The sequence below is a fragment of the Stappia sp. genome, from assembly GCF_040110915.1.
In the GTDB taxonomy this organism is placed as follows: Bacteria; Pseudomonadota; Alphaproteobacteria; order Rhizobiales; family Stappiaceae; genus Stappia.
Genome location: NZ_CP157793.1, coordinates 3,225,893 through 3,251,551, shown reverse-complemented (window position 1 = coordinate 3,251,551; position 25,659 = coordinate 3,225,893). Strand labels below are relative to the sequence as shown.

The following is a 25,659-nucleotide window of genomic DNA, read 5'->3' as shown; positions in this document are numbered from 1 at the left end:
GATCCGGCGGAGGCGACACTCTCATGATCGATGCAACCGTTCACGCGCTCCGGCGTGTCAATGCGGGGCTCGCGCTCGTTCTCGGCGTGGTTCTGATCGTCACCGCCGGCTTCGTCATTCTCGACATCACCCTGCGCCAGTTCGCCCGCTCCCTCGGTGGGTCGGACGAGATCTCCGGTTATGTGATGGCCGGGGTGGCGAGCTGGGGGCTCTCCTATGCGCTCACCGAGCTTGCCCATGTGCGCATCGATCTGGTGCGCCAGCGGCTGGCCGCCGGCGGGCGGGCCCTGATGGATCTCTTTTCCATCACCGTGCTCGCCGGCACCGCCGTGATCATCGCCGTGCAGGCCTGGCCGGTGCTGGAAAAGACTTTGGCGCGCGGCTCGCGCGCCAACACCGCGCTTGAAACGCCCCTGTGGATCCCGCAGCTCGTGTGGTTTTCCGGCTGGCTGTGGTTCGCCGTCTCGGCCTCGCTGCTGGTCGTGCTGACCGCCGTTCTGGTGGCCCGGCGCGATCTCGGCACGGCGGAAAACCTCGTCGGGGCGGGCACCGACACCGGTGAGCGGGAGGACGCGCGATGATCTGGAGTGTCGCCGCCGCGCTGATGGGCCTGCTCGCGCTGTCGATCCCCGTCGGCATCGTGCTCTTTCTGCTGGGCTTCGGGATCGACCAGTTCTTCACGCCGTTTCCGCTGCTGCGCGGGCTCGGCCAGGTGGTCTGGTCCGCCTCGAACTCCTCGACGCTGATCGCCATTCCCTTCTTCGTGCTGCTCGGCGAGGTGCTGGTGCGCGGGGGCGTGGCGGAAAAGACCTATGCCTCGCTCGACAAGTGGTTTTCCTGGCTGCCGGGCGGGCTGATCCACGCCAACATCGGCACGGCGACCATGTTCTCGGCCACCTCGGGATCCTCGGTCGCCACCGCCGCGACGGTCGCCACCGTCGCCATGCCCCAGGCCGAACGGCTCGGCTACGATCCCAGGCTCTTCTCCGGCGCGATCGCCGCGGGCGGCACGCTCGGCATCCTCATTCCGCCGTCGATCAATCTGATCGTCTACGGCTTTCTCACCGAGACCTCGATCCCGCGCCTGTTCCTCGCCGGTCTCTTGCCGGGTCTGCTGATGGCGCTCGCCTTCGTCGTGGTGACGGCGATCCTGTGCAAGATCCGTCCCGGGCTCGGCGGGGTGAGCCGCAGTTTCACCTGGGGCGAGCGGCTCGCCAGCTTGACGCAGCTCGTGCCGATCATGATCCTGTTCACCACCGTGATCGGCTCGATCTACGCCGGCTGGGCGACGCCGACGGAATCGGCGGCCGTCGGCGTCGCGATCGCACTCGCCATCGCCGCCGCCCATGGCGGCATTTCCGGGCGGATGATGCGCGAGAGCCTGCTCGGCACCATCCGCATCACCGCGATGATCATGCTGGTCATCGCCGGCGCCTATTTCCTGAACTTCACGCTTGCCTCGGCGGGGCTGGGGCGGGAGTTGCAGGACCTGCTCGGCGGTCTCAACATGTCGCCGCTCGGCACGCTGCTCGTGGTCATCGCGCTCTACATCGTGCTCGGCTTCTTCATCGAGACGCTGTCGCTGATGGTGGCGACGATCCCGATCATCGTTCCGGTGATGGCGGGGCTCGGCTACGACAAGGTCTGGTTCGGCATCCTGATGATCGTGCTGGTCGAGATGGCGCTGATCACGCCGCCGGTCGGGCTCAATCTCTATGTGGTGCAGGGCGCGCGCAAATCGGGGCGCATGACCGAGGTGATGCTCGGCACCATCCCCTATGTGCTCGTCATGCTGGCCATGGTCGCGCTTCTGGTGCTCGTGCCGGACGTCGCGCTCTTCCTTCCCGACAGCCTTTGAGGACACCCATGCAGTTTACCGCGAATGACGTGCCGCTTCCCGCGCGGCTCGACGCGCTCACCGTGGCCGGCTGGACGGGCCGCAACGAAGACACCATCCGCCATCACATCGAGGAACTGGCCGCGCTCGGCGTGACGCCGCCCTCCGCCGTGCCGCTCTACTACCGGGTCGCGACCGATCTGCTGACCTTCGCCGATGCCATCCAGGTGGTGGGCGAAGGAACCTCGGGCGAGGTCGAGCCGCTCTTGGTGACGACCGGCGGGCGGCTTTACCTCGGGCTTGCCTCCGACCACACCGACCGCGATCTGGAGACCCACTCCGTCGCCCTGTCGAAACAGGCCTGCGCCAAGCCGGCGGCGAAAACCCTGTGGCCCTTCGCCGAGGTCGAGGATCATCTGGAGGCGCTGGAGCTGCGCTCCTGGATCCGCGAGACGCCGGAGGCCGAGTGGACGCTCTATCAGGAGGGAACGCTCGCGTCGATCCGGCCGCTGGACGAGCTGATCGAGGCGTCCGGTCTCGAAGCCGCGCGGGCGGGCGGGACGACGGCGGCGATGCTGTGCGGCACGCTCGGCGCGATCGGCGGGGTGCGTCCCGCCGCCGCCTTCCGGATGGAGATGCGGGACCCGGTCCTTGATCGCACGCTCTCGCACGGGTACCAGATCGAGACGCTTCCGATCGTGGCCTGAATCTCGGCCAAAGATCTGGCCAGTGTCCTGGCCACGGCCCCGGCGGGGGGCATGGCGGGGTCGCACACCCCTTTCACCAACACCGAGGAGCTTCATGGGAGAGATCGTCGAGAAGGCAAAGTCCGCCATTGCACGGGTCGAGGCGCTGGGAGAGGGCGAGGGACAGCTGTTCACGGAGTTCAGCGCGCCGCGCATCCTGTCCGCCGCGCTGGAGGCCGAGGCCCGCGTCGCCGCGGCCCCCGAACCGCTTCCGCTCGCCGGATTGCTCGTCTCGGTCAAGGATCTCTACGATGAAGCCGGCCAGCGCACCACGGCCGCCTCGCGGCTGCTCATGGAGCGGGCACCGGCCAAACAGGATTGCCCGGTCGTCGGGGCCGTGAAGGTTGCCGGCGGCGTGCCCTTCGGTCGCACCACGATGAGCGAGCTGGCCTATTCCGGCGTCGGGCTCAACCCGCATTACGGCACGCCCGGCAATGCCTTCGACGCCGAGGGCATTCCCGGCGGATCGACGTCGGGCGGCGCGCTCACCGTGGCGCTCGGGCTCGCCGACGTGGCGCTCGGCACCGACACGGGCGGCTCCGTGCGCATTCCCGCCGCGATCAACGGGCTCTACGGTCACAAGCCGAGCCAGGATCTGGTGTCGATGCAGGGCGTGCATCCGCTGGCCAGATCCTTTGACAGCTGCGGCCCGCTGGCGCGCGATTTCGCCACCATGCTGGCCGCGCTGCGGGTGATGAGCGGGCGGACCGGTCTCGACGGGACGCCGGCGGACGGGAGCTTGCGTCTGGCGGTGCCGACCGGCGCCTTCACCGGCGATCTCGACCCCTGGGCGGAGGCGCATTTCGAGGCGGCCAAGGAACGGCTCGCCGCCTGCGGCCACGAGCTCATTCCCCTCGATCTCGGCTTTCTCCACGATGCGCTGCCCGCCAACCGGCTGCTGGTGTCGGCGGAAGCGCATGAGGTCTACGGCCGGGATCTGGAAACGCTGGAAGAGATCGGCGACCCCCGCGTGCTGGCGCGCATCCGCATCAGCGAAGGTGCGACCCCCGAAGAAATCACGACGGCGCGCAGCGTGCGGGCCGATGTGATCGCCCGTCTCGCCACCGCGCTGTCGCGCTTCGACGCGCTGATCGCGCCGACGCTGCAGATGCACCCGCCGAAGATCGCCGAGGCCGAGGCCGACTTCGACCGGGTCAATGCCGCGATGCTGCGCAACACCTCGATGCTCAACTTCGCCGATGCCTGCGCGCTGACGCTGCCGACGAGGACGACCGGCGAGGGACGTCCGGGCGCGCTGATGGTCGGCGGGGCGAAGGGGGCGGATGCCCGCGTGCTCGCCGTCGGCGCCCGGCTCGACCGGGATCTCAACGGCTGAGGCCACGGCCGACGCAGGGAACAAGGGACGGCGTCGCGCGGGCGGCGCCGTCTTTTTTTGGATGTTCGCTCCGGTGTCCGGCTCAGGTCCACTCGACCCTTGCGCCAAGCTCCGTCAGCTTCTCCACGAAGCGCGGGTGGGCGCGGCGGATCGGATCGGCCTTCTTGATCAGCGACTCGCCCTCCACCTGGATCGCGGCGAGGAACAGCCCCAGCACGACGCGGATGATATAGGGCGCTTCGACCACGGCCGGGCGCAGGGCATTGCCGCCGAAGACGATCAGCCGGTGCGGATCGGACAGATGTACCCTTGCGCCGAACTTGGCCAGTTCGGAGCTCCAGGCGAGCGCGCCCTCATAGATCTTGTTCCAGAACATGATCTCGCTGTTGCAGCCGACCGCCACGCCGATGGCCTGCGGCAGCAGGTCGGCCGGGAAATAGGGCCAGGGCGCGGCCTCGATCTTGGGTAGCATCTCGCGGGTGTAGGGACGCTGGATCTCGCGGGTCCAGCCGGTCACGGTGATGGCCTCGTCCGTGACCTCGAATTCCAGCCCGAGTTTCGCGAGCTGGCGCAGGATCAGCGTCATATGCGGGGTGATGTCGGTCTTGACGCTCACCCGGCCGCCGGTGACGCCGCCGATCGCCAGGAAGGTCGCCACCTCGTGGTGATCGTCGGGCACACGCACCCGCGCTCCGCCCAGTTCGTCGACGCCGGTAATCGTCAGCCGCGAGGTGCCGAGCCCCTCGATCTTCGCGCCCATCGCCGTGAGCATGGCGCACACCGCCTGAACATGCGGCTCGGAGGCCGCGTTCATCAGCACCGAGGTGCCCCTGGCGGTCGCCGCCATCATGGCGAAGGTCTCGGTCGCCGTCACGGAGGCGTAGTCGGCCCAGATCTCCTGCGCCGCCGGCCGGCTGGAGCAGCGGATGTCATAGGGCTGTGTGGAGACGATGCGGCTGCCGAACTGCTCCAGGATCTCCAGATGCGGATCGATCTCGCGCAGGCCGAGCGCGCAGCCCTTGGCGTCCGTGTCGAAGATCAACTGCCCGGTGCGCACCATGACGGGCGCGAGCAGCAGCACCGCGGAGCGAATGCCCAGCGGAAGCTCCGCGCGCGCGGCGCGAAAGGCGGTGAAGTCGTGGCGGATCGTCAGCGTCGCCCCGTCGTCGGCGCGCGCGACGCTTGCCCCCATTTCCTCGAAATAGGCGAGGATCTTCGCCACGTCGCTGATCTGCGGCACATTCTCGATGGTGACCGGCTCGTCGGTCAGCAGCGTTGCGCACAACATCGGCAACACGGCATTCTTGTTGCCCGACGGGACCACCGTGCCCGAGATCGGGATGCCGCCGTGTACGAGAAGGTCGGCCATGCGATACGCGCTCTCCAGATGACGGCGCCGGCGCGGCCCTTCAAGGCCGACCGGCCCGGGCCGAAGCCGCAACGGCTCCGGCGGGGTGACGGCCGGGCGCGCGTCCCGCGCGACCCGACGATTCTCGATATCCTTCCGAAGGTCGTTTCCTACTGGAGAAAGCGCGCGACGGCAAACCTTCCCGCATGACCGGGCCGCGTGCCGTCGGTCGTGCGGCGGGCCTCAGCCCGTCTGGCGCGCCGCGCCGGTCTTGCGCGTGTCCGAGACGATGCGGCCCGCCTCCATGCGGATCAGCCGGTCGCACTGGTCGAAGCGGTGTTCGTCGTGGGTGACCGCGATGACGAGATGCCCGTCGCGCGCCATCTGCGGCACCAGGACGTCGTAGAAGAGCGCGCGCCGGACCGGATCCTGGTCGGCGGCGAATTCGTCGAGCACGACGATGGGGTGCCCCTCGGCCAGCGCGACGGAAAGCGCCAGCCGCCGCTTCTGCCCGCTCGACAGCTCCAGCGTGGAGAAGCGGTCGTCCTCCACCCGGACGCGATGGGCCAGGTCCAGCGTCTCCAGATGCGCCGGCAGGGCCGCGCGTTCCTCCGCGTCGAGGCCATAAAGCCGCGAGAAGAGGTGGAAGTCGCTGAAGACCGTGCTGAACAGATGCCGGTAGCGCGGCAGATCGGCCGCCGTGACCGGCGCGCCGTCGATCAGGATCTCGCCGGCATCCGGCCGGCGCAGGCCGGTGAGCACGGAAATCAGCGTCGACTTGCCGGCGCCGTTGCCGCCGCACACGAAGACCACCTCGCCGGGCGTCAGCGTGAGGTCGATGGGCCCCACGGTGAAGCTCTCGTCGGTGCCGCCCGCGCTGGTGCTGGTCAGCGTCGCCGTCACGCCGCGCAGCTCGATCCGGCGGAAGGCCGGGCCCGTTGCGCTTTTCGGCGCAGGAACCGCGTCCGGTTCGCTCTCGGCGATGAGATCGCGCTCCAGATCGTCGATCATGCGTTTGGCCACGGCCGCGCGGGCGAAGGACGAGAGATTGCCCATCACCGTCTCGATCGGCCCGTAGGTGAGCAGCACGACGGTGAGGATCTGCAGCACCGTGCCGGTGTCGGTGCCGGCCAGAAGCGGCAGGCCCACCACGATGACGCACAGGAGGCCCATCATCGCGCCCTGGCCGATCACATTGCCGAGGCTGAAGTAGCGCTCCGACACCACCTTGAGCGCCCGTTCGCGGGCCACCGTCTCGTCGATGTCGGCTTCCAGATCCGCCCTTCGGCTGCGGCGCAGGCGCAACTCCTTGTAGCCGCGCAGCACGTCGTTGACGCGGTCGAAGAAGCTCCATTCGATGCGCGCGGCTTCCTCCGCGGTCGCCTGCGCCGGACGTTGCGCGAGCACATAGCCGAGCCCGCCGATGACGACGGCGGCAAGCGTGGCGAGCCCGCTCGGCCACGACAGATAGAACAAGTACGGGATGCAGAAGGCGATCAGCAGCGCGGCTTCCAGCGACTCGATGAAGTTGGTCGAGGCGTTGGCGATGTGGTTCACGCCCTGGGTGACGATGGAATAGACCTTGCCCTGGTCGCGGCGTGCGAGATAGTCGGCGCGCGCGTCGAGCAGGCGACGGGCGAGGCGCACGCGCAGCCGTCGCTTGGTCGTCTCGACCAGACGGAAGCTGCCGACCCGGGCGAGATGCGAAAACGTCAGCGTCAGCAGGATGGAGCCGGCCAGCAAAGCGATGTTGCCGGTGGCAAGGGCCGCGCCGCCCGCGATCGCGTTGATCGCATAGATCATCGAGGTGCGCGTCAGGCTTGCCAGGATGGCGTAGACCAGCACCGGCGAACGCAACAGGTTGCCGTCGCGCACCAGGAACGAGACGAGCAGAACGAGGCTTGCCGTCGGGGCGTCGCTCTTGTCGGGGCCCTGTGCCGGCTTGGTTTTTTCCTCGCGTTGCGTCACGCGCTCGCTCTCCGCCTTGTCGCGCCTGATTCCGTCGCGTCTGCCCCGTCGCGTCCGGTGCCTCCGTTCGTGCGATCGCCCCCGCCCGTCGCGGCCCCTCGTCCTAGGCCAGTTGCCGGTTTCGGGCAAGCCGAAAGCCGGGGCGGGGGGCGCCGGGGGAGACCCGCGGGCGCCGGTGTTCGCGTCTCCGGGGGACATGGTCGCGCCGCCAGCGCCCGGTGGCCCGGAACGCGGGGGCGGGGAGGGCGATCTCCACGGCGTCGCGCAACGCCGGGCGGGTCAGGTCTTCGTCGCAAGCGTCCCGCGCACGAAGGCCTCGATCTCGCCGGCCGGGTGGGCGCCGGCCAGCCGGGCCACCTCCTTGCCCTTGTGCCACAGGATCAGCAGCGGAATGCCGCGGATCCCGAGATCCTGCGAGACGCGGGGATAGTCTTGCGTGTCGATCTTCGCGAAGCGGACGCGCGGCGCCATGGCCTTGGCCGCCCTGGCGAACTCCGGCGCCATCATGCGGCAGGGGCCGCACCAGGGGGCCCAGTAGTCGACCACCAGCGCCACCTCGTCGGAACGCGTCGCCTTGTCATGGGTCGTCAGGTCGAGGACGGCCACCGTCCCGTCGGCGAGCGCGGCGCCGCACGCGCCGCATTTGGGCCTGGCCGACAGCCGTGCGGCCGGAAGCCGGTTGGTCCGACCGCAGACCGCGCAGGTTGCCTTGACAGTATCTTGCATGGCCGATCCCTCGATATATTCATCTTGACGAATATATGGGCGCGAGCCTGACCGGGAACAAGACGGGTCCGTGGCGCGCGCTCCGGCGGGATCGACGGGGCTCTGCGCCGGCACCGCACGCCGGCTGGGGAAACGCGCGCAGGCACCGCCGAGATCCCTTGACAGGCCGCGTCGGCGCCGACTATATGCGGCCATCGTTCGCGCGCAGGCCTCGCCGCGCGCCGGATGGCGGAGTAGCTCAGTCGGTTAGAGCAGCGGAATCATAATCCGCGTGTCGGGGGTTCGAGTCCCTCCTCCGCTACCATTCCTCCAGAAATCGCAATACTTTAGAGCAATCCTGCTGCCGTCGGCGTTGGGCTGGGGGCGATGTTGTCAGGTCGGATTTCAACGTCCAGCGCGTTGACCGGCGAGCGCCTGTCATGCGCGCCAGCGTGAACAGCGCGAAGCCGCTTTTTCCTTTCGACAGGGCCCGGTTGAGATTCCGCCGGCCGTCACCTCGGCCTCGGCGAAGCCGTCCGTGCCGGTCGGGTGGAAGCGAAGACGGTTCCCGGCCTGTGTGCCATTGCCGAGCCGTCGATGTGACCGGGTGGCTGGGCGCGTGTCACTTCACATGGGCCTGGTCTTCCGGGCGGGTCGCCAGACGGTCCGTTTCCGCAAGGCGCCGGCGCTGACCGGTTCGTTCTTCGGCCAGGAGCACGGATGTTTCCGTTGTGCTCCGCACCCCAAAAGGACATCCGTGCGACCCGGCATCCGGCCGACGCAACGCGCCGGCCGAATGCCGTGTCAGGATGGCGGTCGCGGTAGGCCGTTCAGGCGAAGCGGCGACAGGCCTTCCGTAAGCGGAGCATCAAAGGCCCTCAAGACATGCCAGCAGCTTGTCCGGCTCCAGCGCCTTGCAGATGTGACCCGGCGGCCGGGCCGTCGGCGTGTCCTCGGCCGCGAGCATGGCATTCAGGATTGCCTCGTCCACGGCCTCGACGGTCGCCAAGTAAACCGGGTCCAGACATTCGTCGTTGAGCGAGACCAGCGTCTTGAACGGGGCGCTCACCTGCGGCAGGTCCATTTCGTTGGCCGTGCTGAAGGCCAGAAAGATATCGCCGGAGTTGTTGCCGCCGGGCGTTCCGCCGCGCCCGATCCCGATGCTGCCACGGCGGGCCAGCCGGTCGAGTTGCGAGGGAAGCAGCGGGAGATCGGTCGCGATCACCGCGATGATCGAGCCGCGCTCCGTTTCAAACCCCGGCAGCCGGTCGTCGCGCATCGTCTCTCCGACCGACTTGCCGAGCACCTTGAGCCAGGGCCGCAGACCGTGGTTCGCCTGAACGAGCACGCCGATGGTGTAGGCACCGCCGTCGATCTCGATCACGCGCGACGCGGTTCCCGTTCCTCCCTTGTATTCGTAACAGATCATGCCGGCACCGCCGCCGACATTGCCCTCGCGCACGGGGCCGCCCGCGGCGTTGGCGAGCGCGCGCAAGGCGTGGTCGGGTCGCACGTGGAGCCCGTTGATATCGTTCAGAACGCCATCGTAGGTCTCCGCCACGACCGGCATGGCCCACAGATGATGGCGCTCCCAGGTCTCGCGATAGGTGTCGAGGATCCAGCGGACGGCGCCCTCATGCGCCGCGCCCACGCTGTGGGTGTTGGTGATCAGGACTGGTCCGACGAAATAGCCGCCATCGCGAATCCAGTGGCTCCCGGTCATCTCGCCATTGCCATTGAGCGCGTGAATGCCGGCAAACACGGGCCTCGGGGTCGGTTCGTTGCCGCGCGGAAGGATCGCGGTCACGCCGGTCTGGACCGGCAGGCCGCCGGTGGCGAGTGCCGGATCGCGACAGGACGACAGGGTCTCGAAGCCGACGAGCACCCCACCGACATCGGTGATGGCATTGTGCCGCCCTGGCACTCCGGGAAGCGTCAGGCCAAGGTCGCGGGCGCGGTTCTTTTTCATGGGGGTGCTCATCTTTTGCGGGCCCGCAGGTAGAGGCCGATCGATGCGATCACGAAGGACGCGAGCAGCATGATCGTCGCGATCGCGTTGATCTCCGGTTTGATCCCGCGCCGCAGCATTCCGTAGATGTGAACCGGCAGGGTCGTGGAATCGACGCCGGAGATGAAATAGGTGATCACCAGATCGTCCATCGAGATGATGAAGGCGAGCATGGCGCCGCCGATGACCCCCGGCGCGATCATCGGAAGCGTGATCCGCCGGAACGTGGTCCAGCCGTCGGCGCCGAGATCGGCGGACGCCTCCTCCAGACTTTCATCCATATCCGCCAGACGCGCGCTGACGACCACGAAGACATAGCTGCACAGGAACGTCGTGTGCCCGATCACGATCGTCTGAAGACCGAGGCTGAAGCCGAAGGAGACGAAGAAGATCAGCAGCGCGATGCCCAGAATGATGTCGGGCATGATCATCGGCATGAACATCAGTGCCCGGTAGAAGCCCTTCAGCCGAAACCGGAAGCGGGCCACCGCCAGCGCCACGGCCGTTCCGAAGATCGTCGAGACGAGCGTCGTCAGGAAGGCGACCGTCAGGCTGTTGAGGACGGCACTGTAGAGCTGGGCGGTCGATTCCACATAGAGCGTCTGCTCGTTCAGCGTCGTGGGAAAGCCGAAGATCGTCCGGTACCAGTCGAGCGTGAACCCTTCCCAGATCATCATGTTGACCGGGTTGGCGTTGAACGAGAACACGACGATCAGCAGGATCGGGACGTAGATGAAGGTCAGGAACAGCCAGCCGAAGACGGACAGGAAAACGGCGCCGGGCCGCATCCGGGTTTTCATCGTTCATCCTCCTCGCGCGCCTGTCGCGCCTCGGCCCGACGGTCCTCGCGCGACAGAACCCTGACGTAGATCATGAGCAGGACGAGAACGGCGGCCATGACCATCATTCCGAGCGCCGAGCCGAACGGCCAGTTGCGCGCCGACAGGAATTGCTGCTCGATGAGATTGCCGATCATCACCACCCGGGCGCCCCCCAGAAGCGAGGGCACGATGAAGTTCCCGAGACTTGGAATGAAGACGATGATCGAGCCGCCGACGATGCCGGGCAATGTCATCGGCAGGATCACCCGCAGGAAGGTCTGCAAGGGGCTGGCGCCCAGGTCCTGCGAGGCCTCGATCAGGCTTCCGTCCAGCTTCTCGATGCTCGAATAGAGCGGCAGGAACATGAAGGGGATGAAGACGTAGGTCATCCCGATGACCACCGCGATATCGGTGAAGATGATATCCAGCGGAGCGTCGACCAGTCCCAGGCCCAGCAGTGCCTGGTTGAGAAAGCCGGTCGGACGCAGGATGAGAACCCAGGCGAACAGGCGCACGATCAGGCTGATGAAGAACGGCAGGGTGATCAGGAAGATGAAGAAGTTCCGCCATCGTTCCGGCTGACGGGCCACCCAGAAGGCAAAGGGATAGCAGATCACCAGACAGGCGAGGACCGTGGTCGCCGCAAGTCGGATGGAGCGCAGGAAGATGGAGATATAGACCGGATCGAACTGGTCGTAGCGCGTGTCCGCCCAGCCCAGGATCCGGCCGTAGTTGAGGTGGGAAAAGGCCCAGTCGACACCCCCGTAAAGGCCGGGAGTGAGGAAGGTGTAGACCACCATGATGCCGAGCGGCCCGAGAAAGAAGATGGCCAGGAACACGGTGGGCGCCGACAGCAGCCCGTACAGGGACAGGGCGCGCCGGGCTCTCAGCGAAGTGAACCGCGCCATCATGCCGGTGCGTCCTCTGCTGCGATCAGGTGCATGGCGTCGTGCGGCACGAACAGATCGAGCGGTTGGCCTTCGGCGAAGCGGGCGGCATCTGTCTGAGCCCGGACTGTCGCCCGGAAGGGCGGCAAGCCGTCGCGCCGCACCACGAGCTGATAGTCCGTGCCGATGAAATAGCTTTCCGAGATCGTGCCGCGGATCGCCTGACCGGCGGTCGTGCTGTCCGGTGACGCGATCACGCTCTCCGGACGGATCAACACCTTGACCCGGGCTCCTTCGACGAGGTCGCCTCGGCGACAACCCGCAAGCACCGTGTCGTCGGACAGGCGAACGTCGCATGTGTCGCAGTCGGTCGCCACGATCGTGCCCGGCAGAAGGTTGCTCTCGCCGATGAAGCGGGCGACGAATTCGTTCCTCGGGTAGCGGTAAAGCGCTTCCGGCGCGTCGAGTTGCTGGATCTTGCCGCCTTCCAGGACCGCGATCCTGTCCGACATCACAAGCGCCTCTTCCTGGTCGTGCGTCACGAAGATGAAGGTGATGCCCAACTCGTGCTGAAGGCCTTTCAGTTCCTCCTGCATCTTGTGGCGCAGGTTCTTGTCGAGCGCGGACAGCGGCTCGTCGAGAAGCAGAACCTTGGGGCGCGCGACAAGCGAGCGGGCCAGCGCCACGCGTTGTTGTTGGCCCCCGGAGAGTTGCGCGATGCGGCGTTCGCCGAAGGCCCCGAGCCCGACCATCTCCAGCATGTCGCCGACGCGCTTGCGGATTTCCGCCTTGTCGACGCCGGCGACCTCGAGACTGTAGGAAACATTCCGCGCGACGCTCAGATGCGGAAACAGCGCATACCGCTGGAACACGGTGTTGACGGGACGCTTGTGCGCGGGACGGCCGCCCATGGCCACCCCCTCGATGTAGATTTCGCCGGCGTCCAGATCCTCGAAGCCGCTGACGGCGCGCAGCATTGTCGTCTTGCCGCAGCCGGACGGTCCAAGCAGGGTGAGGAACTCATTGTGGGCGATGGTCAGCGAGACGTTGCGAAGGGCGTGGATCTTTCCGCCTTCGGGCGCATCGAAACTCTTCGATGCCCCTTCGATCTTCAGGACAGCGGACATGGAAGCTCCGGATGGAATGGGGACAGGGGCACGGCCCGGTCGGAAAAGCGGGCCGTGCAGGCAAACCCGGTCGGGACGCGCCTATTGGGCGGTTTTGATCCGCACCCACTCTCTGTTGTAAAGCTGGAGATCCCGGCCGAGATCCTCGAAGATCTGCAGCTTGTCCATCACGTCCTGCGGCGGATAGATCGTCTCGTTGGTGGCGATGTCCTGTGGAATGAATTCCATCGCCGCGCGGTTCGCCGTGCCGTTGAGCTGCTGCGCGACGTTCAGGGCCGCGATTTCCGGCTGAAGGTAGAAGCGCAGGAAGCGGTTGGCGTTCTCCATGTTCGGGGCGCTTTTCAGCACGCACATGTTTTCCTGGTACATGGTCGCTCCCTCCTCGGGAATGACGTAGGCCAGAATGTCGGGCGCCTGCTTCACGAAGATGTTGGCCCCGACATACCAATGCGCGGCGGCCACGTCGCCGGCCTGGACCAGCGGCACGCTGTCATAGGTGAAGGCCGTGACGTTGCCCTTACGCTCGAGAATGAAATCGGCGGCGGCCTTGATCTCGTCCGGATCGGTCGAATTCACCGAGGTGCCGTTCATGATGTGGCCGATGCCGATGGTCTCGCGCAGGTCGTCGAGCAGGATGATCTTCTGGTCCTGTTCCGCCAGCGCGAAGAAATCCGCCCAGCTCTCGAGCGTGTCGACCTTCTGCTTGTTGTAGACGATCCCGACGGTGCCCCATGAGTAGGGCAGGCAGTACTCCGCGTTCGGGTCGGTCTTGGCGCGGAGGAACTGCGGGTCGATGTTCTCGAAGGCCGGATCGGATCCGATGTCGGTCTTCGCCAGCAAGCCCAGCTGGTACATGATGTCGTGCATGTGCACCGAGGGAAAGACGATGTCGTAGCCGGTCGCGCCGGCCTGGATTTTCGCCAGCATCTCCTCGTTGGAGCCATAGGTGTCGAGATTGACCCTGATGCCCGTTTCCTCGGTGAAGCGGGTCAGGACCGCCGGATTGATGTAATCGCCCCAGTTATAGAGGTTGAGTTCTCCCTCGGCCCCTGCGGAGGCGGTCGCCGCGGTGAGCGCCGCAAGCGCGGCAACGGCCGTCGCGGCGCGACGGATCGATGTGTGAGTCATTGCTTGTCCCCTGGAATTATTGCTTTGGAAGTTCTTCCCGGCACCTGTGAGCGGCCGGGTTGTGCCGTTTAGGAGATTGAAATATGACATTTCAGTCAAACGTTATTTTTCTTTCATATCGAGGCGCTCATGGAGACCGGTTTTTCATCATTCCCGCTCGTGAAATTCGATGAATTTATCAAGCGTTTGCAGGACGAAACGCCGAGACTGCCCAAACAGGAGGCGCGGCTGGCGCAGTTCATCAGTCTCAATATTTCGTCTCTCGGCCTGGAGACCGGCAAGTCGCTTGCCGCCAAGGCGGGTGTCTCGGAGGTCACCGTCGGACGGCTTCTCCGGCGCCTCGGGTGTGATGGAATGAAAGGCCTGAAACAGCTGTTGCGCGAGCACTACTCGGTCACCACGGCGTCATTTGTCTCCGATGGCGATATTCCCGATCGATACCAGCAAACCCATGAAGCGGAAGTTCAGGCGCTGACGAGCGTCTTCATCCAGACCGGCGGAGAAGACTGGGAGACCATCACGCGGCTCGTCACCGGGTCCGACCGGATCTATGTGACCGGTTTCCAGTCCGTGCGTGGGCTGGTGGAGGACTTTCACCGGCGTCTGGCGCTGGCGCGCCGGGATGTGTTTTTCCTGTCGGCGCATGACGACATGCTGGTGGAGTGGCTGACGCCCGATCCGCGGCTGGCGGCGCGGACCTGCCTGATCCTGGTGGATGTCGTGCCCTATGCCACCGAGACGGTGAAGCTCGCGCGCCTGGCCAAGGCGCAGGGGCGCTCCATCGTCGTGATTTCCGACGAATACTGCCACTGGAGCCGGGATCTGGCGGACGCGGTCATCTATGCCCCCTCCAGGACCGGGCTCTTTCTGGAATCGACGGTCGGGATCGTCGTCGCACTGAGCCTGATCGTCGATGCCGCGGCCGCCGGCGATCCGGATCAATCCGGCCGCCGGCTCACGGAGTGGAAGGCGAACTCCAAACGTCTGGGGATCTTCTAGCGGGCCAGGCCCCAGTCAGCGGGCCGGGCCCCTTTGTGTCATGAGAACGCACAGGCTTGCCCGCGCGATCAGTCGACGCTGTCGAGCGTCCTGCGCAGCGTGTCGACCATTTCATCGATATGCGCCTCTTCCAGGATGAGAGGCGGGGACAGGGCGATGATTTCGCCGGTGACCCGGATCAGCAGGCCCGCCTCGAAACACTTGACGAAGGTGTCATGGGCCCGCCGTCCAACCGCGCCGTCGCGTGACTCCAACTCGATCCCGGCGATGAGGCCGAGATTGCGGATGTCCCGGACGTGCCGCGCATCGCGAAGCGAATGCATCTTCTCTTCCCACAGTCCGGCAAGCGACGCGCCCCGGCGCAGGAGGTTCTGGCTTTCGTAGACATCAAGCGTGGCAAGGCCGGCCGCGCAGGCCGCAGGATGGCCGGAATAGGTGTAGCCGTGGAAGAGCTCGATGGTATCGGGCGGCGCGGTCATGAACGCCTCGTGCATATGATCGCGTACAAAGACCGCGCCCATCGGGACGACTCCGTTGGTGAGCCCCTTGGCGGTGGTGAAGAGATCCGGCAGGACGCCGAAGTAATCGGCGGCGAACGGCGTTCCGAGGCGGCCGAAGCCGGTGATCACCTCGTCGAAGATCAGCAGGATCCCGTGCCGGTCGCAGATCTCCCGCAGACGCTCCAGATAGCCCTTGGGCGGCACGAGCACGCCGGTCGAGCCGGCGACCGGCTCGACGATCACGGCGGCGATCGTCTCCGCGCCATGCAGGGCCACCAGCCGCTCGAGATCATCCGCAAGCTCGGCCCCGAACGCCGGCTGCCCACGGCTGAAGGCGTTGCGCTCAGGGTCATGCGTATGCCGCAGGTGATCGACACCGGCCAGGAGCGCGCCGAAATGGCGTCGGTTGTTGACGATGCCGCCCACCGAGATGCCGCCGAACCCGACGCCGTGATAGCCGCGTTCACGCCCGATCAGGCGCGTGCGGGAACTGTCTCCCCGCGCCCGGTGATAGGCCAGCGCCATCTTCAGGGCCGTGTCCACCGACTCCGACCCCGAGCCGGTGAAGAAGACATGGTTGAACCCCTCCGGTGCCACGGCCGTCAGCCGTTCGGCGAATTCGAAGGCGATCGGGTGCCCCATCTGGAAGGAGGGCGCGTAATCGAGCGTTTCGAGTTGACGGGCGACGGCCTCGGTGATCTGCGCATGGCCGTGCCCGGCGTTGCAGCACCACAGGCCCGCGGTGCCATCGAGAATGCTGCGATCGTCGTCGCTGCGATAGTGCATGCCCCTGGCCGACACCAGCAGGCGCGGAGCCTCCTTGAATTGCCGGTTCGCGGTGAACGGCATCCAATAGGCATCGAGAGACTGATTGCTGGACGATCTTTCGGAAACTGCGGCTGCGGTCATGGTCGGTCCTCCTGAGTGACTGTCAGTGAGCACCGAACCTTGAATGAAGAAAAGTCTGTTTTTCTCTTGGAATAAGCCGTTCTTTTCATTGAATGCGAAGACCGAATGTTTATGATCGTAAACATGCTAAACGGGGACGATCTGTCAAAAGACGTCGGCTTGCGGTTGCGCTCCCTGCGCAGGGCGCATGGGCTGTCGCAACGCGAACTGGCGAAGCGCGCCGGTGTGACCAATGGCTTCATTTCCCAGTTGGAGGCGGCCAAGATCAACACCTCGCTGAGCGCCTTGAAGCGGGTGCTCGACGGCATCCCCATCGGGTTGTCGCAGTTTTTCGCCTATGAACCGGAGCGCGAGGAGCAGGTTTTCTTCGCGGCGGAGGACCTGACCGAGATCGGCAAGGGCCGCATTTCCTACAGGCAGGTCGGCGGCAATCTGTTCGCGCATGACCTTCAGATGCTTCACGAAGTCTACGAGCCGGGTGCGGATACCGGCCGGGTCATGTTGAGCCATCAGGGCGAGGAGGCCGGGATCGTCATCGAAGGACGGCTGGAGGTCACCGTCGGCGACCAGACGAAAGTGCTGGGGCCGGGCGATGCCTATCTCTTCAAGAGCGCGACGCCGCACCGGTTCCGGGCGATGCGCAATCAGCGTTGCGTCGTGGTGAGTGCCTGCACGCCCCCGACCTTCTGACCGTGGGGCGCGGAAACGCGGGTCGCGACCTTGGTGCGCCCGGCGCGGCACCGGGCGGGTCGTTGATCCGCCGGGAGCGCGACCGGGTGCGCCGCGCCTTTCGGATGCGCGCCGCTCTTGCGCATCGCCTGACCTGCCGCATTGCCTGACCTGCACCTTCCGGGGCACGCGGGCGAGGCTCCGTGGTGGACGACCGTTCTTGCGGTGAACCAGGCGGGGCCCGAAGCGGGTTGGCTATTCAACTTCGTTATATCCAATTCGCTACATATCAATTGCTGTGAATGTGTGAGGCTTCCTACAACGGGTGCGACAGGGCCGAAGTACAAAGGCAGTTGAATGACGCAGTATCCCGACCTCCGACTCTTCATCGGCGGCGCCTGGCGCAAGACCCCCGACACGCAGCCGGTGACCAATCCGGCGACCGGACAGACGATCGGCACGCTGCCCGTCGCGCGGCGCTCCGATCTCGACGACGCGCTCGATGCCGCGCGCTCCGGCTTTCGCATCTGGAGCCGGACTGCGCCGCGCGAGCGGGCCGATACCCTGATGCGCGCGGCGGCGTTGCTGCGCGAGCGGATCGAGCAGGTTGCCCGCGATATCACGATGGAGCACGGCAAGCCCCTGCATGAGGCGAGGGCAGAGGTGATCCGCGGCTGCGAGTTCCTGGAATGGGACGCGGGCGAGTGTCAGCGTCTCTACGGCCGCACGATTCCCGCGCCGCAGGGCATGACGCTGTCCGTCGTGCGCCAGCCGATCGGCACGGTCGCGGCCTTTTCGCCGTGGAATTTCCCGATGAGCCAGCCGGCCCGCAAGATCGCCGGCGCGCTGGCGTCGGGCTGTTCGATCATTCTCAAGGCGGCCGAGGAAACCCCGGCCGGGGCGGTGCATATCGCGCGTGCCCTGCAGGACGCCGGGCTGCCCGACGGGGTGCTCAACCTCGTCTTCGGCGTGCCCTCGGAGATTTCCGGTTACCTCATCCCGCAGGATCAGGTGCGCCTTGTCGCCTTCACCGGCTCGACCGTCGTCGGCCGTCATCTGACCGGGCTCGCCTCCGATCACATGACGCCGGTGCTGATGGAGCTCGGCGGGCATGCGCCGGTGATCGTGTGCGACGATGTCGACCCCTCCGCCGGCGGCGTGATGGGGGCAGCGCGCAAGTTCCGCAATGCCGGGCAGGTGTGCACCTCGCCGACGCGCTTCTACGTCGACCGCACGATCGCCGAGCCCTTCACCGAGGCCTTCGTCGCCAGGGCGCGGGCGCTCGCCGTGGGAGACGGTCTCGAGCCGGGCACCGAAATGGGACCTGTCGCCAACGACCGGCGGCTCGCCGCCCTGTCGGAGCTGGTCGAGGATGCGGTTGCAAAGGGGGCGGAGCTGCGCACCGGCGGGCGGCGGATCGGCAATCGGGGCTGCTTCTTCGAGCCCACGGTGCTCGCCAATGTGCCGCATGACGCGCGCATCATGAAGGAGGAGCCGTTCGGGCCGGTGGCCATCGTCAATCCGGTGGGCTCGCTCGACGAGGCGATCGGCGAGGCGAACCGTCTGCCCTTCGGGCTCGCCGCCTACGGCCTCACGCACACGTCCGCGAATGTGAACCGTCTCGTCGAGGAGGTGGAGGCCGGCAATCTGTCGATCAACACGCTCGAGGCGTCCTGGCCCGAAACGCCGTTCGGCGGCGTCAAGGCGAGCGGCTACGGCCGCGAGGGCGGGGAAGAGGGGCTTCATCACTACACGGTGGTGAAAAACGTTGCGCACAGGATGGCGCTGGGCTGACGGCGGCGCCGCGACCGCGCACCCGCAAAGGTGGGACGCGGCCGGGTGTTGCCAATGCAGGATTGTTCAAAGCCGGAATTCACCAAGGCCGGAATTCACCAAGGGAGGACAAGATGTCGATCGTATCTCGGTTTGCCAGGGCCGGCGCGCTGTGCGCGGCGGGCCTCATGGGGCTCGTCTCGGCGTCGGACGCCGGCGCGGCGGAATTCCGCCTCGGCCTGATCACGCCGCCCAACCATGTCTGGACCAAGGCGGCGCAGAGCTTTGCCGACGACCTGTCGACCGCCTCCGACGGCGCGCACAGCGTCACGGTGTTCCCCGCACGCCAGCTCGGCAACGAGGCGCAGATGCTGCAGCAGCTCCAGTCGGGCGCGCTCGACATGGCGTTTCTCACGGTCGCGGAAGTGTCGAACCGCGCGCCCGATTTCGCGGCCTTCTACGCGCCCTATCTCGCCGAGGACATTGCCCATGCCGGGCGCATCCTGCGCTCTGACACGGCGCGCGGCATGCTTGCGCAATTGCCCGAGACGGTGGGCGTGGTCGGCGTCGCCTTCGGCGGCGCGGGACTTCGCCAGATCGTGTCGCGCGGCAGCGTCGAGAGCGCGTCGGATCTTGCGGGGCTGAAGCTGCGCATCACCCCCTTCGATCCGATCCTCGACTTCTACAAGGCTCTGGGTGCCGCGCCCACGCCGATGCCGCTTCCCAGCGTCTACGACGCACTCGCCAACGGTCAGGTCGATGCGATCGACATGGACGCGGAACTGATCTGGGCGCTCAAGTACTACGAGCATGCCGACACCATCGTGCTCAGCAACCACATGATGTTCCCGATGGTGGGGCTGGTGTCCGGTCGCGTCTGGCGCGGCCTGTCGGAAGCCGACCGCACGATGATCTCCGAGTTGATGGCGAAGCACGTCGACAGCACCATCGACACCTATGGCTCGCTTGAGGGTGGCTGGATCGAGAAGTTGCGCGGCACGGACAAGACCGTGATCGATGTCGGGCCGGAGTTCTTCGGCGAGACGATTGCGCAGTGGGATGCGACCTGGTCCGAAAAGGCGCCGTCTCTCTCCGCCATCCGCGCCGAGGCGGATGCGCTGAAGTAACTCGGCAAACGAATGCGGGCGGGGCCGGCCGGATGCCGGTTTCCGCCCGTCCCTGTTGCCCGTCCCTGTTGAAGGTCGCGTGCATGCTGGATCGGATTTCCGCGTTCTGGGCGAAGGTTGAGATGGCGCTGGCCGCATGGCTTGCCATGGCGGTCTCGGCGCTCATTCTGCTCAATGTCGTCACCCGAACCGCCGGTGCGGCCCTGTTCTGGGTGGACGAACTGGCCGTCTACGCGATGGTCTGGATGACGTTTTTCGCCGCCTCGGCCGCGATCCACCATCGCCAGAGCGTGTCCGTCACCCTGCTGCAGGACCTGCTTCCCGCGCGCGGCCGCGCGCGCCTGTCGCGGGCGGTGGATGCGGTGGTCTTCGGCTTCGCGGTCTTCATGCTCTGGGTCTGCTGGCGCTGGTATCTGCCGCTCGATTTCGCGCGCGCGGGATTCGATGTTTCCGACTTTCAATCCGAGACCTTCAATTTCATCTACTCCGAGCCGACCACGACGCTCGGCATTCCCAAGGCATACGTGTGGTCGGTGATGTGGCTGTTCGCCATCGGCGCGACGCTGCACAGCCTGGCCAACCTGTTCCGTGCGCCCGCCGAGGGGACCCTGCCATGATCACGCCCGCGCTGTTTCTGGTGTTCCTGCTGTCGGCGGTGCCGATCGCCTTCGTCCTCGCGCTGACGGCGGTGGCCTATATCTTCGAGAGCGGCAATAGTGTGCTGCTCGACAGCTTCGCGCAGCAGCTGTTTTCCGGGGTGGAGAACTACGGGCTGCTCGCCATTCCGCTGTTCATGCTGACGGGCGAACTGATGAACGACGGCGGCATGACGCGCCGTCTGATCGCCGCGGCGCGCGTCTTCGTCGGCGGATTTCGCGGCGGGCTCGCCTATATCAATCTCGTCGCCAACATGTTCATGGCCGCGATCATCGGGTCGGCGGCGAGCCAGATCGCCGTGATGAGCCGCGCGATGGTGCCCGCCATGGAAAAGGAAGGCTACGACAAGGGCTTCGCCGCCGCGACCACGGCGGCCGGCGGGTTGCTTGCGCCCGTGATCCCGCCCTCGATGCTTTTCGTGATCTACGGGGTGCTTGCGCAATTGCCCATCGGGGACATGTTTCTGGCCGGGATCCTGCCGGGCCTGATGCTGGCGGCCGCCTTCGCGCTGGTGATCGCGGTGATCGGTGTCGTGCAGGGCTTCCCCAAGGGGGAGTGGATGTCGGCCCGCGATGCGGCGGGGGCGCTTCTTGCCTGCCTGCCGGCCGCGCTCATTCCCACCGCGATCATCGGCGGCATCCTGCTCGGCGTCGCGACGCCGACGGAATCGGCCGCCGTCGCCTCGCTGATCGCCTTCCTGGTCGGGTGGCTCGGCTACAGGGAACTCGCGCCCGCGCGGCTCTTCGCGATCTTCAAGCGCACGGCAATCACCTCCGCGATGGTGATCTTCATGATCGCCGCCGCCAATGTCTTCGGCTGGGTCGTCATCTACGAGGCCCTGCCGCAGAAGCTCGCCCTTCTGGTGACCCTGGTGACCGAGGACCCCTTCCTGTTCCTGCTGATCGTCAATTGCGGCCTTCTGCTCGTCGGCATGCTGATCGACGGCATCGCGGCGATCATCCTGGTGACGCCGATCCTGCTGCCGATCGCGACCGGCACCTACGACATCGATCCGTTCCATCTCGGCGTGGTGATGAGCCTCAATCTGGTGCTTGGCCTGCTCACGCCGCCGGTCGGCGTCGGCCTCTATCTTGCCTCGGCGATGAGCGGGGCGTCGACCGGGGCGATCCTCAAGGCGCTCTGGCCGTTCCTCTTGGCGGTGACGCTGATCCTGGGGGTGCTGAGCTACTTCCCCGTGCTGACGACGGCGCTCTTGTGATCGTCGCCGCGCGGGCGGCATGACAGATCGCGACCGGCGGCCCGCAGCGCGTCCAGCATGGCCTCGCCGGCCGGCGACAGCCGGCCGTGCATGCGGAAGGAAACGCCCACCGGGCCGGTGCCGAAGGGGACGTCCCAGTCGATCCGCGCCAGACTGCCGGCGGCGATGTCCTGTTCCGCGACATGCACGGGGAAGAGACCGATCAGGTCCCTCGCCTGGAGCATGGCCCGGTTGGTCAGGTAGGAGATCGATTCGAACATCACCGCGGGAAAATACTGGTCCTCGTCGATGAAGAATTTGTCGAGCTGCCGCCGCAGGCTCGTCTCGACCGGCGGCAGGATCCAGCCGAAGGGCTTGAGATCCTCGAAGGTCACGGCGCGCCGGCCGGCGAGCGGATGGCCGGGCCCGCAGACCGCGACGATGCGCTCGTCGAAGAGCTTTTCCTGGGTGATCTCGCTGCGGTGGCGATGGGTCGGCAGACGTCCCACGACCATGTCGATCTCGCCCGAGCGCAGCGCGGGCATCAGCGCCTCGTTGGTCCCTTCCACCACCTTGACCGCGACGTTGGGTCGCTCGGCCAGAACCCGTTCGATGGCCTGCGGCAGCAGCGTCGGCGAGGCGGCGAGCAGCGTGCCGATCACGACGCGCCCGCTGCTGCCCTCGATCAGGTCGTCGAGCTCCTGAGCGGCGTTGGACACCTGCGCGAAGATCAGCTTGCCGTGCCGGATCAGCGCGTCGCCGAAGGCGGTTGGAACGACGCCGCGATTGGTGCGGTCGAAGAGTCGGACCTCGAAGTCGAGTTCCAGATCCTTGATCATCTTGGTCGCGGCCGGTTGCGAGATGTTCAGCTCACGCGCGGCATTCTGGATGCTGCGGTGCTTCCCGATGGCGACGAGGAGGCGCAACTGCTTGAACTTGAGCCGCGTCAGAACCCGATCGACGATCCGAGTGTGACGCGTCGCCATGTGGGGTCCCCTAGAAAACAATGATGCCCGTCCGCTGCTCGACGGTGCTGACGACGCTCATGGCAGCAAGCGCGGAACTGCGTGGATTGTCCGCCAGGGCGGTCCCGCGGATCCGGAAGTCGAAGTCCCCGAACGCGCCCTCGGCGTACACCTCGTGGATGTTAGCCGAAATGCGCGGATCGGCAACGAGCTCGACGCGCGTGTCGTCGAAGCCGACGCCGGCAAGGGCCACGGCCGCCGCGACATTGGCGTTCCTGGGGTAAAGCGTGGCGGCGGCGCGGGCCGATCCGGAGAAATGGGTCCGGGGCGTATCGCGAAGCGCACTCAGGTCGAAGGCCTCTTCGGCGGGAGAGCCGGCCCAGCCCTGCGGCGGCTTGCGCCCGACGTAGCGCACCGAGGCGAGCCCGCCGACGCGCGCGGCGCGCAGGACGTCGAGCGCTCCGATGGCGCCGCTTGCCAACCGCAGGCGCCCGCCTCCGGCGCGCGCGGCCGCCGCGAGCGCGTCATGCAACTGCGTATCGGCAAGCGCGCCGGTCGCCAGCGTCGTGAGGTCGCGGCCGCCGCGCAGGACCGCCGGGCCATGAGCATGCAGCCCCGGATGCCCCGCGCAGTCGATCACATGATCGACCTCCGCCGGCAACTCCGAGACACAGGACACGACACGCGGACGCGCGTCGTCCCCGCCGTCGCTCCCGGCGACGCGCTCCGGGCGCAGGATCGTCGCGGCGATGTGGTGACCCCGCTCGGTGAGCTGGGTCGTGACATAGCGGGCGATGGCGCCGCAGCCGATGAGTGCGATGGTCATGGGACGTCCTGTCTTTGGGTAGAAGGTATCCCGGTATCCAGGCGCAGGGCTATTCCGTCTGGTTATATCGATCTTCCATGTTTCGATTTCGGCGGCCGCGCGCGGTCTGGTTCACTCGCGCCAGATCGGTGGCGCTCACACGCGCCGTCTCCCTCGCGCGTCGCGCGAACCGGAAACCGGCCCGCCGCGCAGCCTCCCGCACGGTCAAGACACAGGACGCGAACACGATGAAATACAGCAGACTGGATGCGAAGGATCATGCCCGCGCGCACATGCGCGGGATCTGGGCGGCGGCGCTCAATCCGTTCCGGGACGATCTCTCGCTGGACGAGGCGGGCCTGCGCGCCAACATCCGCCACTGGATCGACGATCTCGGCATCGCCGGTCTGTTCATCGCCGGCAAGCAGGGCGAGTTCTTTTCCATGTCGCTGGCCGAGCGCAAGCGCAACTTCGAGATCGCGGTCGAGGAATGCGACGGCAAGGCCGGCACGATCATGTCCGTGTCGGACCAGAACTATGACACGGTGCTGGAACTCGCCCGGCACGCCCAGGATTGCGGCGCCGATTACATCGTGGTGCATGCGCCGGTGCTGAGCTTCGTGCACGACCGGGGCGAGGTGCTGTATCAGTACTACAAGGGCCTGTGCGACCGGCTCGACATCGGCATCGCCATGTGGAGCCACCCGGACTCCGGCTATCTGATGACCCCGCAGGAATGCGCGCGTATCGCCGAGCTTCCCAACATCGTTGCGATCAAATACTCGGTGCCGCGCCCGATGTATGTCGAGCTGACCCGTCTCGTCGGCGACAAGATCCAGGTGTCGACGGCCTCCGAGGAGGAGTGGCTCGACAACATCGAGGAGCTGGGCTGGCGGCTCTACCTGTGTTCCTCGCCGCCCTATCAGCTGCAGACGGCCAACGACCGCCGCATGGACGCCTACACACGGTTGGCCTTCGAGGGAAAGTTCGCGGAAGCACGCAAGGTCCGCGACAGTCTCGAGCCGGTGCGCGAGGCCATGCGCCGCTCGCGGCCGGACGACAAGCCGCAGGCCTTCGGCAAATACTGGCAGGAGCTTCTGGGTCAGGTGGGTGGACCGGTCCGTCGGCCGATGCTCGATCTGACCGACGCGGAGCGCGCGACGATCCGCGCGGCCTTCGAGGGCTGCGGCCTCAAGCGCTGACGCCCCCGGATCCCCGACCGTGACGCTCACCGGCGAGGCGCTGGCGATCCTGTCCGCGCTGTTCTACGGGCTCGCCGGCGTCGCCATCGCGCGCGGGCGGGCGCGGGCGCAGGCCGACAACGGTCTGTTTCTCTCCGTCCTGACGACGGCGGTCTTCGCCGCCGGCGTGTGGGGGATCGTGGGCGAGGTGCCGCGTTTGTCCGAGGCCGAGGCGCGGTGGGGGCTATTCTGGTTTGCGCTCGCCGGTCTTCTCGCGAGCGTCTTCGCGCGCCAGGCGCTCTATCGCTCCACCGAACTTGCCGGTGCCGTGACCGCGAGCCTGTTGCGCCGGCTGATCCCGGTCTTCGCGGTGCCGGTTGCCCTGGTGCTGCTCGGTCAGGCGGCGCGCGCGGAGGATCTGATCGGCGGCGGGCTCGTGCTGCTTGCCGTCGTCTGGCAGGCGGGCGCGCCCGCGCCGGTCGACCGGCGGTATCTTCTGCCCGGCGTGCTGTTCGGCGTGGCCTGCGCGGCCCTTTATGCGCTCGCTTACGGTTTGCGGGCGCTCGGGCTTGAGCGACTTCCCGACCCGGCTTTCGGCACGGCCTTCGGCGCGCTGGTCGCGATCGTCTGGATGCTCGGCGGCGCGCTTCTTCGCGCCGATCGGCGCGCGCGCTGCGCCCGGTTGCTTGCCGATCGCGGTCGCTGGCAGGTGCTGGCCGCGCTCTCGCTGAGCGCGGGCCAGACGCTCCAGTTCTTCGCCCTGCAATCCGCCCCGGTGGCAAGGGTGGCGTTTCTCGGGGTTCTGGACACGGTGTTCTGCGCGCTTCTCGCCGCCGTTCTGCTGCGCGGGGAGGGGCTTTGCCCGCGTCGCCTTGTCCCGGCGCTGGCCCTGGCGATCGCGGGAACCGCGCTGCTGGTGTCTCCGCCTTGATATTCCAAATTTCGATAGCCGATTGCGTCGAGCC

General features: G+C 66.8%; 24 protein-coding genes, 1 tRNA gene and 1 pseudogene. 15 read left to right on the top strand and 11 right to left on the bottom strand.

All coding sequences use genetic code 11. The features are described from left to right. The first annotated feature begins 23 nt into the window (after window positions 1-23). The 4 genes from ABL312_RS14525 (at window position 24) to ABL312_RS14510 (ending at window position 3,919) form a co-directional block, all read left to right on the top strand. Window positions 24-581, top strand: a complete 558-nt coding sequence (locus ABL312_RS14525) for a TRAP transporter small permease (RefSeq protein WP_349358120.1) — start codon at window positions 24-26, stop codon at window positions 579-581. Beyond that, window positions 578-1,858 carry a TRAP transporter large permease gene (locus ABL312_RS14520; protein WP_349358119.1) on the top strand — a complete coding sequence of 427 codons (1,281 nt, stop codon included), beginning with the start codon at window positions 578-580 and terminating at the stop codon, window positions 1,856-1,858. The genes ABL312_RS14525 and ABL312_RS14520 overlap by 4 nt, the downstream gene beginning before the upstream one ends. A gap of 8 nt (window positions 1,859-1,866) precedes the next feature. Then, window positions 1,867-2,544: a DUF2848 domain-containing protein gene (locus ABL312_RS14515; protein ID WP_349358118.1), complete on the top strand. Its 678-nt coding sequence runs from the start codon at window positions 1,867-1,869 to the stop codon at window positions 2,542-2,544. 94 nt (window positions 2,545-2,638) lie between these two features. Beyond that, a complete protein-coding gene (locus tag ABL312_RS14510) occupies window positions 2,639-3,919 on the top strand; it encodes an amidase family protein (RefSeq protein WP_349358117.1) in 1,281 nt (426 codons plus the stop codon). A gap of 82 nt (window positions 3,920-4,001) precedes the next feature. Here ABL312_RS14510 and ABL312_RS14505 read toward each other — a convergent pair whose 3' ends face one another. Continuing rightward, the gene (locus ABL312_RS14505) at window positions 4,002-5,288 is read right to left on the bottom strand and encodes a UDP-N-acetylglucosamine 1-carboxyvinyltransferase (protein WP_349358116.1); all 1,287 of its coding nucleotides are present in this window, start codon (window positions 5,286-5,288) and stop codon (window positions 4,002-4,004) included. Between ABL312_RS14505 and ABL312_RS14500 the strand changes: the two genes are divergently transcribed. Further along, on the top strand, window positions 5,268-5,477 hold the full coding sequence (locus ABL312_RS14500) for a hypothetical protein (protein ID WP_349358115.1): 210 nt from the start codon (window positions 5,268-5,270) through the stop codon (window positions 5,475-5,477). The two genes, ABL312_RS14505 and ABL312_RS14500, sit on opposite strands and share 21 nt — an antisense overlap. A gap of 33 nt (window positions 5,478-5,510) precedes the next feature. Here ABL312_RS14500 and ABL312_RS14495 read toward each other — a convergent pair whose 3' ends face one another. Together ABL312_RS14495 and ABL312_RS14490 are read right to left on the bottom strand one after the other, a co-directional pair. After that, window positions 5,511-7,235, bottom strand: a complete 1,725-nt coding sequence (locus ABL312_RS14495) for a cyclic peptide export ABC transporter (RefSeq protein ID WP_349358114.1) — start codon at window positions 7,233-7,235, stop codon at window positions 5,511-5,513. A 279-nt stretch (window positions 7,236-7,514) separates the two neighbouring features. Then, window positions 7,515-7,961, bottom strand: a complete 447-nt coding sequence (locus ABL312_RS14490) for a thioredoxin domain-containing protein (RefSeq protein WP_349358112.1) — start codon at window positions 7,959-7,961, stop codon at window positions 7,515-7,517. 227 nt (window positions 7,962-8,188) lie between these two features. Between ABL312_RS14490 and ABL312_RS14485 the strand changes: the two genes are divergently transcribed. Further along, window positions 8,189-8,265 (top strand) — tRNA-Met (locus tag ABL312_RS14485). A 543-nt stretch (window positions 8,266-8,808) separates the two neighbouring features. Here the strand turns inward: ABL312_RS14485 and ABL312_RS14475 are convergent. The 5 genes from ABL312_RS14475 to ABL312_RS14455 form a co-directional block, all read right to left on the bottom strand. Continuing rightward, window positions 8,809-9,909: a P1 family peptidase gene (locus ABL312_RS14475; RefSeq protein ID WP_349358111.1), complete on the bottom strand. Its 1,101-nt coding sequence runs from the start codon at window positions 9,907-9,909 to the stop codon at window positions 8,809-8,811. Window positions 9,910-9,917: 8 nt separating this feature from the next. Beyond that, window positions 9,918-10,748, bottom strand: coding sequence for an ABC transporter permease (locus ABL312_RS14470; protein WP_349358110.1), 831 nt, complete (start codon window positions 10,746-10,748; stop codon window positions 9,918-9,920). Continuing rightward, window positions 10,745-11,680, bottom strand: a complete 936-nt coding sequence (locus ABL312_RS14465) for an ABC transporter permease (RefSeq protein ID WP_349358109.1) — start codon at window positions 11,678-11,680, stop codon at window positions 10,745-10,747. Before ABL312_RS14465 ends, ABL312_RS14470 begins: the two co-directional genes overlap by 4 nt. Next, window positions 11,677-12,783, bottom strand: coding sequence for an ABC transporter ATP-binding protein (locus tag ABL312_RS14460; RefSeq protein WP_349358108.1), 1,107 nt, complete (start codon window positions 12,781-12,783; stop codon window positions 11,677-11,679). The genes ABL312_RS14465 and ABL312_RS14460 overlap by 4 nt, the downstream gene beginning before the upstream one ends. Before the next feature lie 81 nt (window positions 12,784-12,864). Then, window positions 12,865-13,911, bottom strand: coding sequence for a spermidine/putrescine ABC transporter substrate-binding protein (locus tag ABL312_RS14455; protein WP_349358107.1), 1,047 nt, complete (start codon window positions 13,909-13,911; stop codon window positions 12,865-12,867). Window positions 13,912-14,040: 129 nt separating this feature from the next. On the opposite strand from ABL312_RS14455, the pseudogene ABL312_RS14450 reads away from it, so the two are divergent. Next, a pseudogene (locus ABL312_RS14450) lies at window positions 14,041-14,244 on the top strand (MurR/RpiR family transcriptional regulator); the annotation flags it as partial. Window positions 14,245-14,265: 21 nt separating this feature from the next. After that, window positions 14,266-14,910, top strand: a complete 645-nt coding sequence (locus ABL312_RS14445) for an SIS domain-containing protein (RefSeq protein ID WP_349361487.1) — start codon at window positions 14,266-14,268, stop codon at window positions 14,908-14,910. A 68-nt stretch (window positions 14,911-14,978) separates the two neighbouring features. Here ABL312_RS14445 and ABL312_RS14440 read toward each other — a convergent pair whose 3' ends face one another. Next, window positions 14,979-16,319, bottom strand: coding sequence for an aspartate aminotransferase family protein (locus ABL312_RS14440; protein ID WP_349358106.1), 1,341 nt, complete (start codon window positions 16,317-16,319; stop codon window positions 14,979-14,981). A 141-nt stretch (window positions 16,320-16,460) separates the two neighbouring features. On the opposite strand from ABL312_RS14440, the gene ABL312_RS14435 reads away from it, so the two are divergent. The 5 genes from ABL312_RS14435 (at window position 16,461) to ABL312_RS14415 (ending at window position 21,764) form a co-directional block, all read left to right on the top strand. Continuing rightward, on the top strand, window positions 16,461-17,009 hold the full coding sequence (locus ABL312_RS14435) for a cupin domain-containing protein (protein ID WP_349361418.1): 549 nt from the start codon (window positions 16,461-16,463) through the stop codon (window positions 17,007-17,009). Between the two features lie 336 nt (window positions 17,010-17,345). After that, a complete protein-coding gene (locus tag ABL312_RS14430) occupies window positions 17,346-18,782 on the top strand; it encodes an NAD-dependent succinate-semialdehyde dehydrogenase (protein ID WP_349358105.1) in 1,437 nt (478 codons plus the stop codon). Window positions 18,783-18,895: 113 nt separating this feature from the next. Continuing rightward, window positions 18,896-19,888, top strand: a complete 993-nt coding sequence (locus ABL312_RS14425) for a TRAP transporter substrate-binding protein (RefSeq protein ID WP_349358103.1) — start codon at window positions 18,896-18,898, stop codon at window positions 19,886-19,888. Between the two features lie 83 nt (window positions 19,889-19,971). Next, window positions 19,972-20,505 carry a TRAP transporter small permease subunit gene (locus tag ABL312_RS14420; protein WP_349358102.1) on the top strand — a complete coding sequence of 178 codons (534 nt, stop codon included), beginning with the start codon at window positions 19,972-19,974 and terminating at the stop codon, window positions 20,503-20,505. Continuing rightward, complete coding sequence (locus tag ABL312_RS14415) at window positions 20,502-21,764, top strand: TRAP transporter large permease (protein ID WP_349358101.1); 1,263 nt, start codon at window positions 20,502-20,504, stop codon at window positions 21,762-21,764. Before ABL312_RS14420 ends, ABL312_RS14415 begins: the two co-directional genes overlap by 4 nt. Here the strand turns inward: ABL312_RS14415 and ABL312_RS14410 are convergent. Together ABL312_RS14410 and ABL312_RS14405 are read right to left on the bottom strand one after the other, a co-directional pair. Beyond that, window positions 21,731-22,729, bottom strand: coding sequence for a LysR substrate-binding domain-containing protein (locus ABL312_RS14410; RefSeq protein WP_349358100.1), 999 nt, complete (start codon window positions 22,727-22,729; stop codon window positions 21,731-21,733). The two genes, ABL312_RS14415 and ABL312_RS14410, sit on opposite strands and share 34 nt — an antisense overlap. A 10-nt stretch (window positions 22,730-22,739) precedes the next feature. Further along, a complete protein-coding gene (locus tag ABL312_RS14405) occupies window positions 22,740-23,534 on the bottom strand; it encodes an aspartate dehydrogenase (RefSeq protein ID WP_349358099.1) in 795 nt (264 codons plus the stop codon). Window positions 23,535-23,761: 227 nt separating this feature from the next. On the opposite strand from ABL312_RS14405, the gene ABL312_RS14400 reads away from it, so the two are divergent. Both ABL312_RS14400 and ABL312_RS14395 read left to right on the top strand, forming a co-directional pair. Then, the gene (locus ABL312_RS14400; protein WP_349358098.1) at window positions 23,762-24,715 is read left to right on the top strand and encodes a dihydrodipicolinate synthase family protein; all 954 of its coding nucleotides are present in this window, start codon (window positions 23,762-23,764) and stop codon (window positions 24,713-24,715) included. Between the two features lie 19 nt (window positions 24,716-24,734). After that, window positions 24,735-25,625: a DMT family transporter gene (locus ABL312_RS14395; RefSeq protein WP_349358097.1), complete on the top strand. Its 891-nt coding sequence runs from the start codon at window positions 24,735-24,737 to the stop codon at window positions 25,623-25,625. Window positions 25,626-25,659: the final 34 nt, after the last annotated feature.

Bases quoted from the DNA above. Each gene is read 5' to 3' on its own strand.
- ABL312_RS14430 (WP_349358105.1), top strand. From the start codon at position 17,346: ATGACGCAGTATCCCGACCTCCGACTCTTCATCGGCGGCGCCTGGCGC.
- ABL312_RS14465 (WP_349358109.1), bottom strand. From the start codon at position 11,680: ATGATGGCGCGGTTCACTTCGCTGAGAGCCCGGCGCGCCCTGTCCCTG.
- ABL312_RS14410 (WP_349358100.1), bottom strand. From the start codon at position 22,729: ATGGCGACGCGTCACACTCGGATCGTCGATCGGGTTCTGACGCGGCTC.
- ABL312_RS14455 (WP_349358107.1), bottom strand. From the start codon at position 13,911: ATGACTCACACATCGATCCGTCGCGCCGCGACGGCCGTTGCCGCGCTT.
- ABL312_RS14440 (WP_349358106.1), bottom strand. From the start codon at position 16,319: ATGACCGCAGCCGCAGTTTCCGAAAGATCGTCCAGCAATCAGTCTCTC.
- ABL312_RS14470 (WP_349358110.1), bottom strand. From the start codon at position 10,748: ATGAAAACCCGGATGCGGCCCGGCGCCGTTTTCCTGTCCGTCTTCGGC.
- ABL312_RS14460 (WP_349358108.1), bottom strand. From the start codon at position 12,783: ATGTCCGCTGTCCTGAAGATCGAAGGGGCATCGAAGAGTTTCGATGCG.
- ABL312_RS14525 (WP_349358120.1), top strand. From the start codon at position 24: ATGATCGATGCAACCGTTCACGCGCTCCGGCGTGTCAATGCGGGGCTC.
- ABL312_RS14405 (WP_349358099.1), bottom strand. From the start codon at position 23,534: ATGACCATCGCACTCATCGGCTGCGGCGCCATCGCCCGCTATGTCACG.
- ABL312_RS14505 (WP_349358116.1), bottom strand. From the start codon at position 5,288: ATGGCCGACCTTCTCGTACACGGCGGCATCCCGATCTCGGGCACGGTG.
- ABL312_RS14415 (WP_349358101.1), top strand. From the start codon at position 20,502: ATGATCACGCCCGCGCTGTTTCTGGTGTTCCTGCTGTCGGCGGTGCCG.
- ABL312_RS14400 (WP_349358098.1), top strand. From the start codon at position 23,762: ATGAAATACAGCAGACTGGATGCGAAGGATCATGCCCGCGCGCACATG.
- ABL312_RS14425 (WP_349358103.1), top strand. From the start codon at position 18,896: ATGTCGATCGTATCTCGGTTTGCCAGGGCCGGCGCGCTGTGCGCGGCG.
- ABL312_RS14515 (WP_349358118.1), top strand. From the start codon at position 1,867: ATGCAGTTTACCGCGAATGACGTGCCGCTTCCCGCGCGGCTCGACGCG.
- ABL312_RS14475 (WP_349358111.1), bottom strand. From the start codon at position 9,909: ATGAAAAAGAACCGCGCCCGCGACCTTGGCCTGACGCTTCCCGGAGTG.
- ABL312_RS14490 (WP_349358112.1), bottom strand. From the start codon at position 7,961: ATGCAAGATACTGTCAAGGCAACCTGCGCGGTCTGCGGTCGGACCAAC.
- ABL312_RS14510 (WP_349358117.1), top strand. From the start codon at position 2,639: ATGGGAGAGATCGTCGAGAAGGCAAAGTCCGCCATTGCACGGGTCGAG.
- ABL312_RS14520 (WP_349358119.1), top strand. From the start codon at position 578: ATGATCTGGAGTGTCGCCGCCGCGCTGATGGGCCTGCTCGCGCTGTCG.
- ABL312_RS14445 (WP_349361487.1), top strand. From the start codon at position 14,266: ATGAAAGGCCTGAAACAGCTGTTGCGCGAGCACTACTCGGTCACCACG.
- ABL312_RS14420 (WP_349358102.1), top strand. From the start codon at position 19,972: ATGCTGGATCGGATTTCCGCGTTCTGGGCGAAGGTTGAGATGGCGCTG.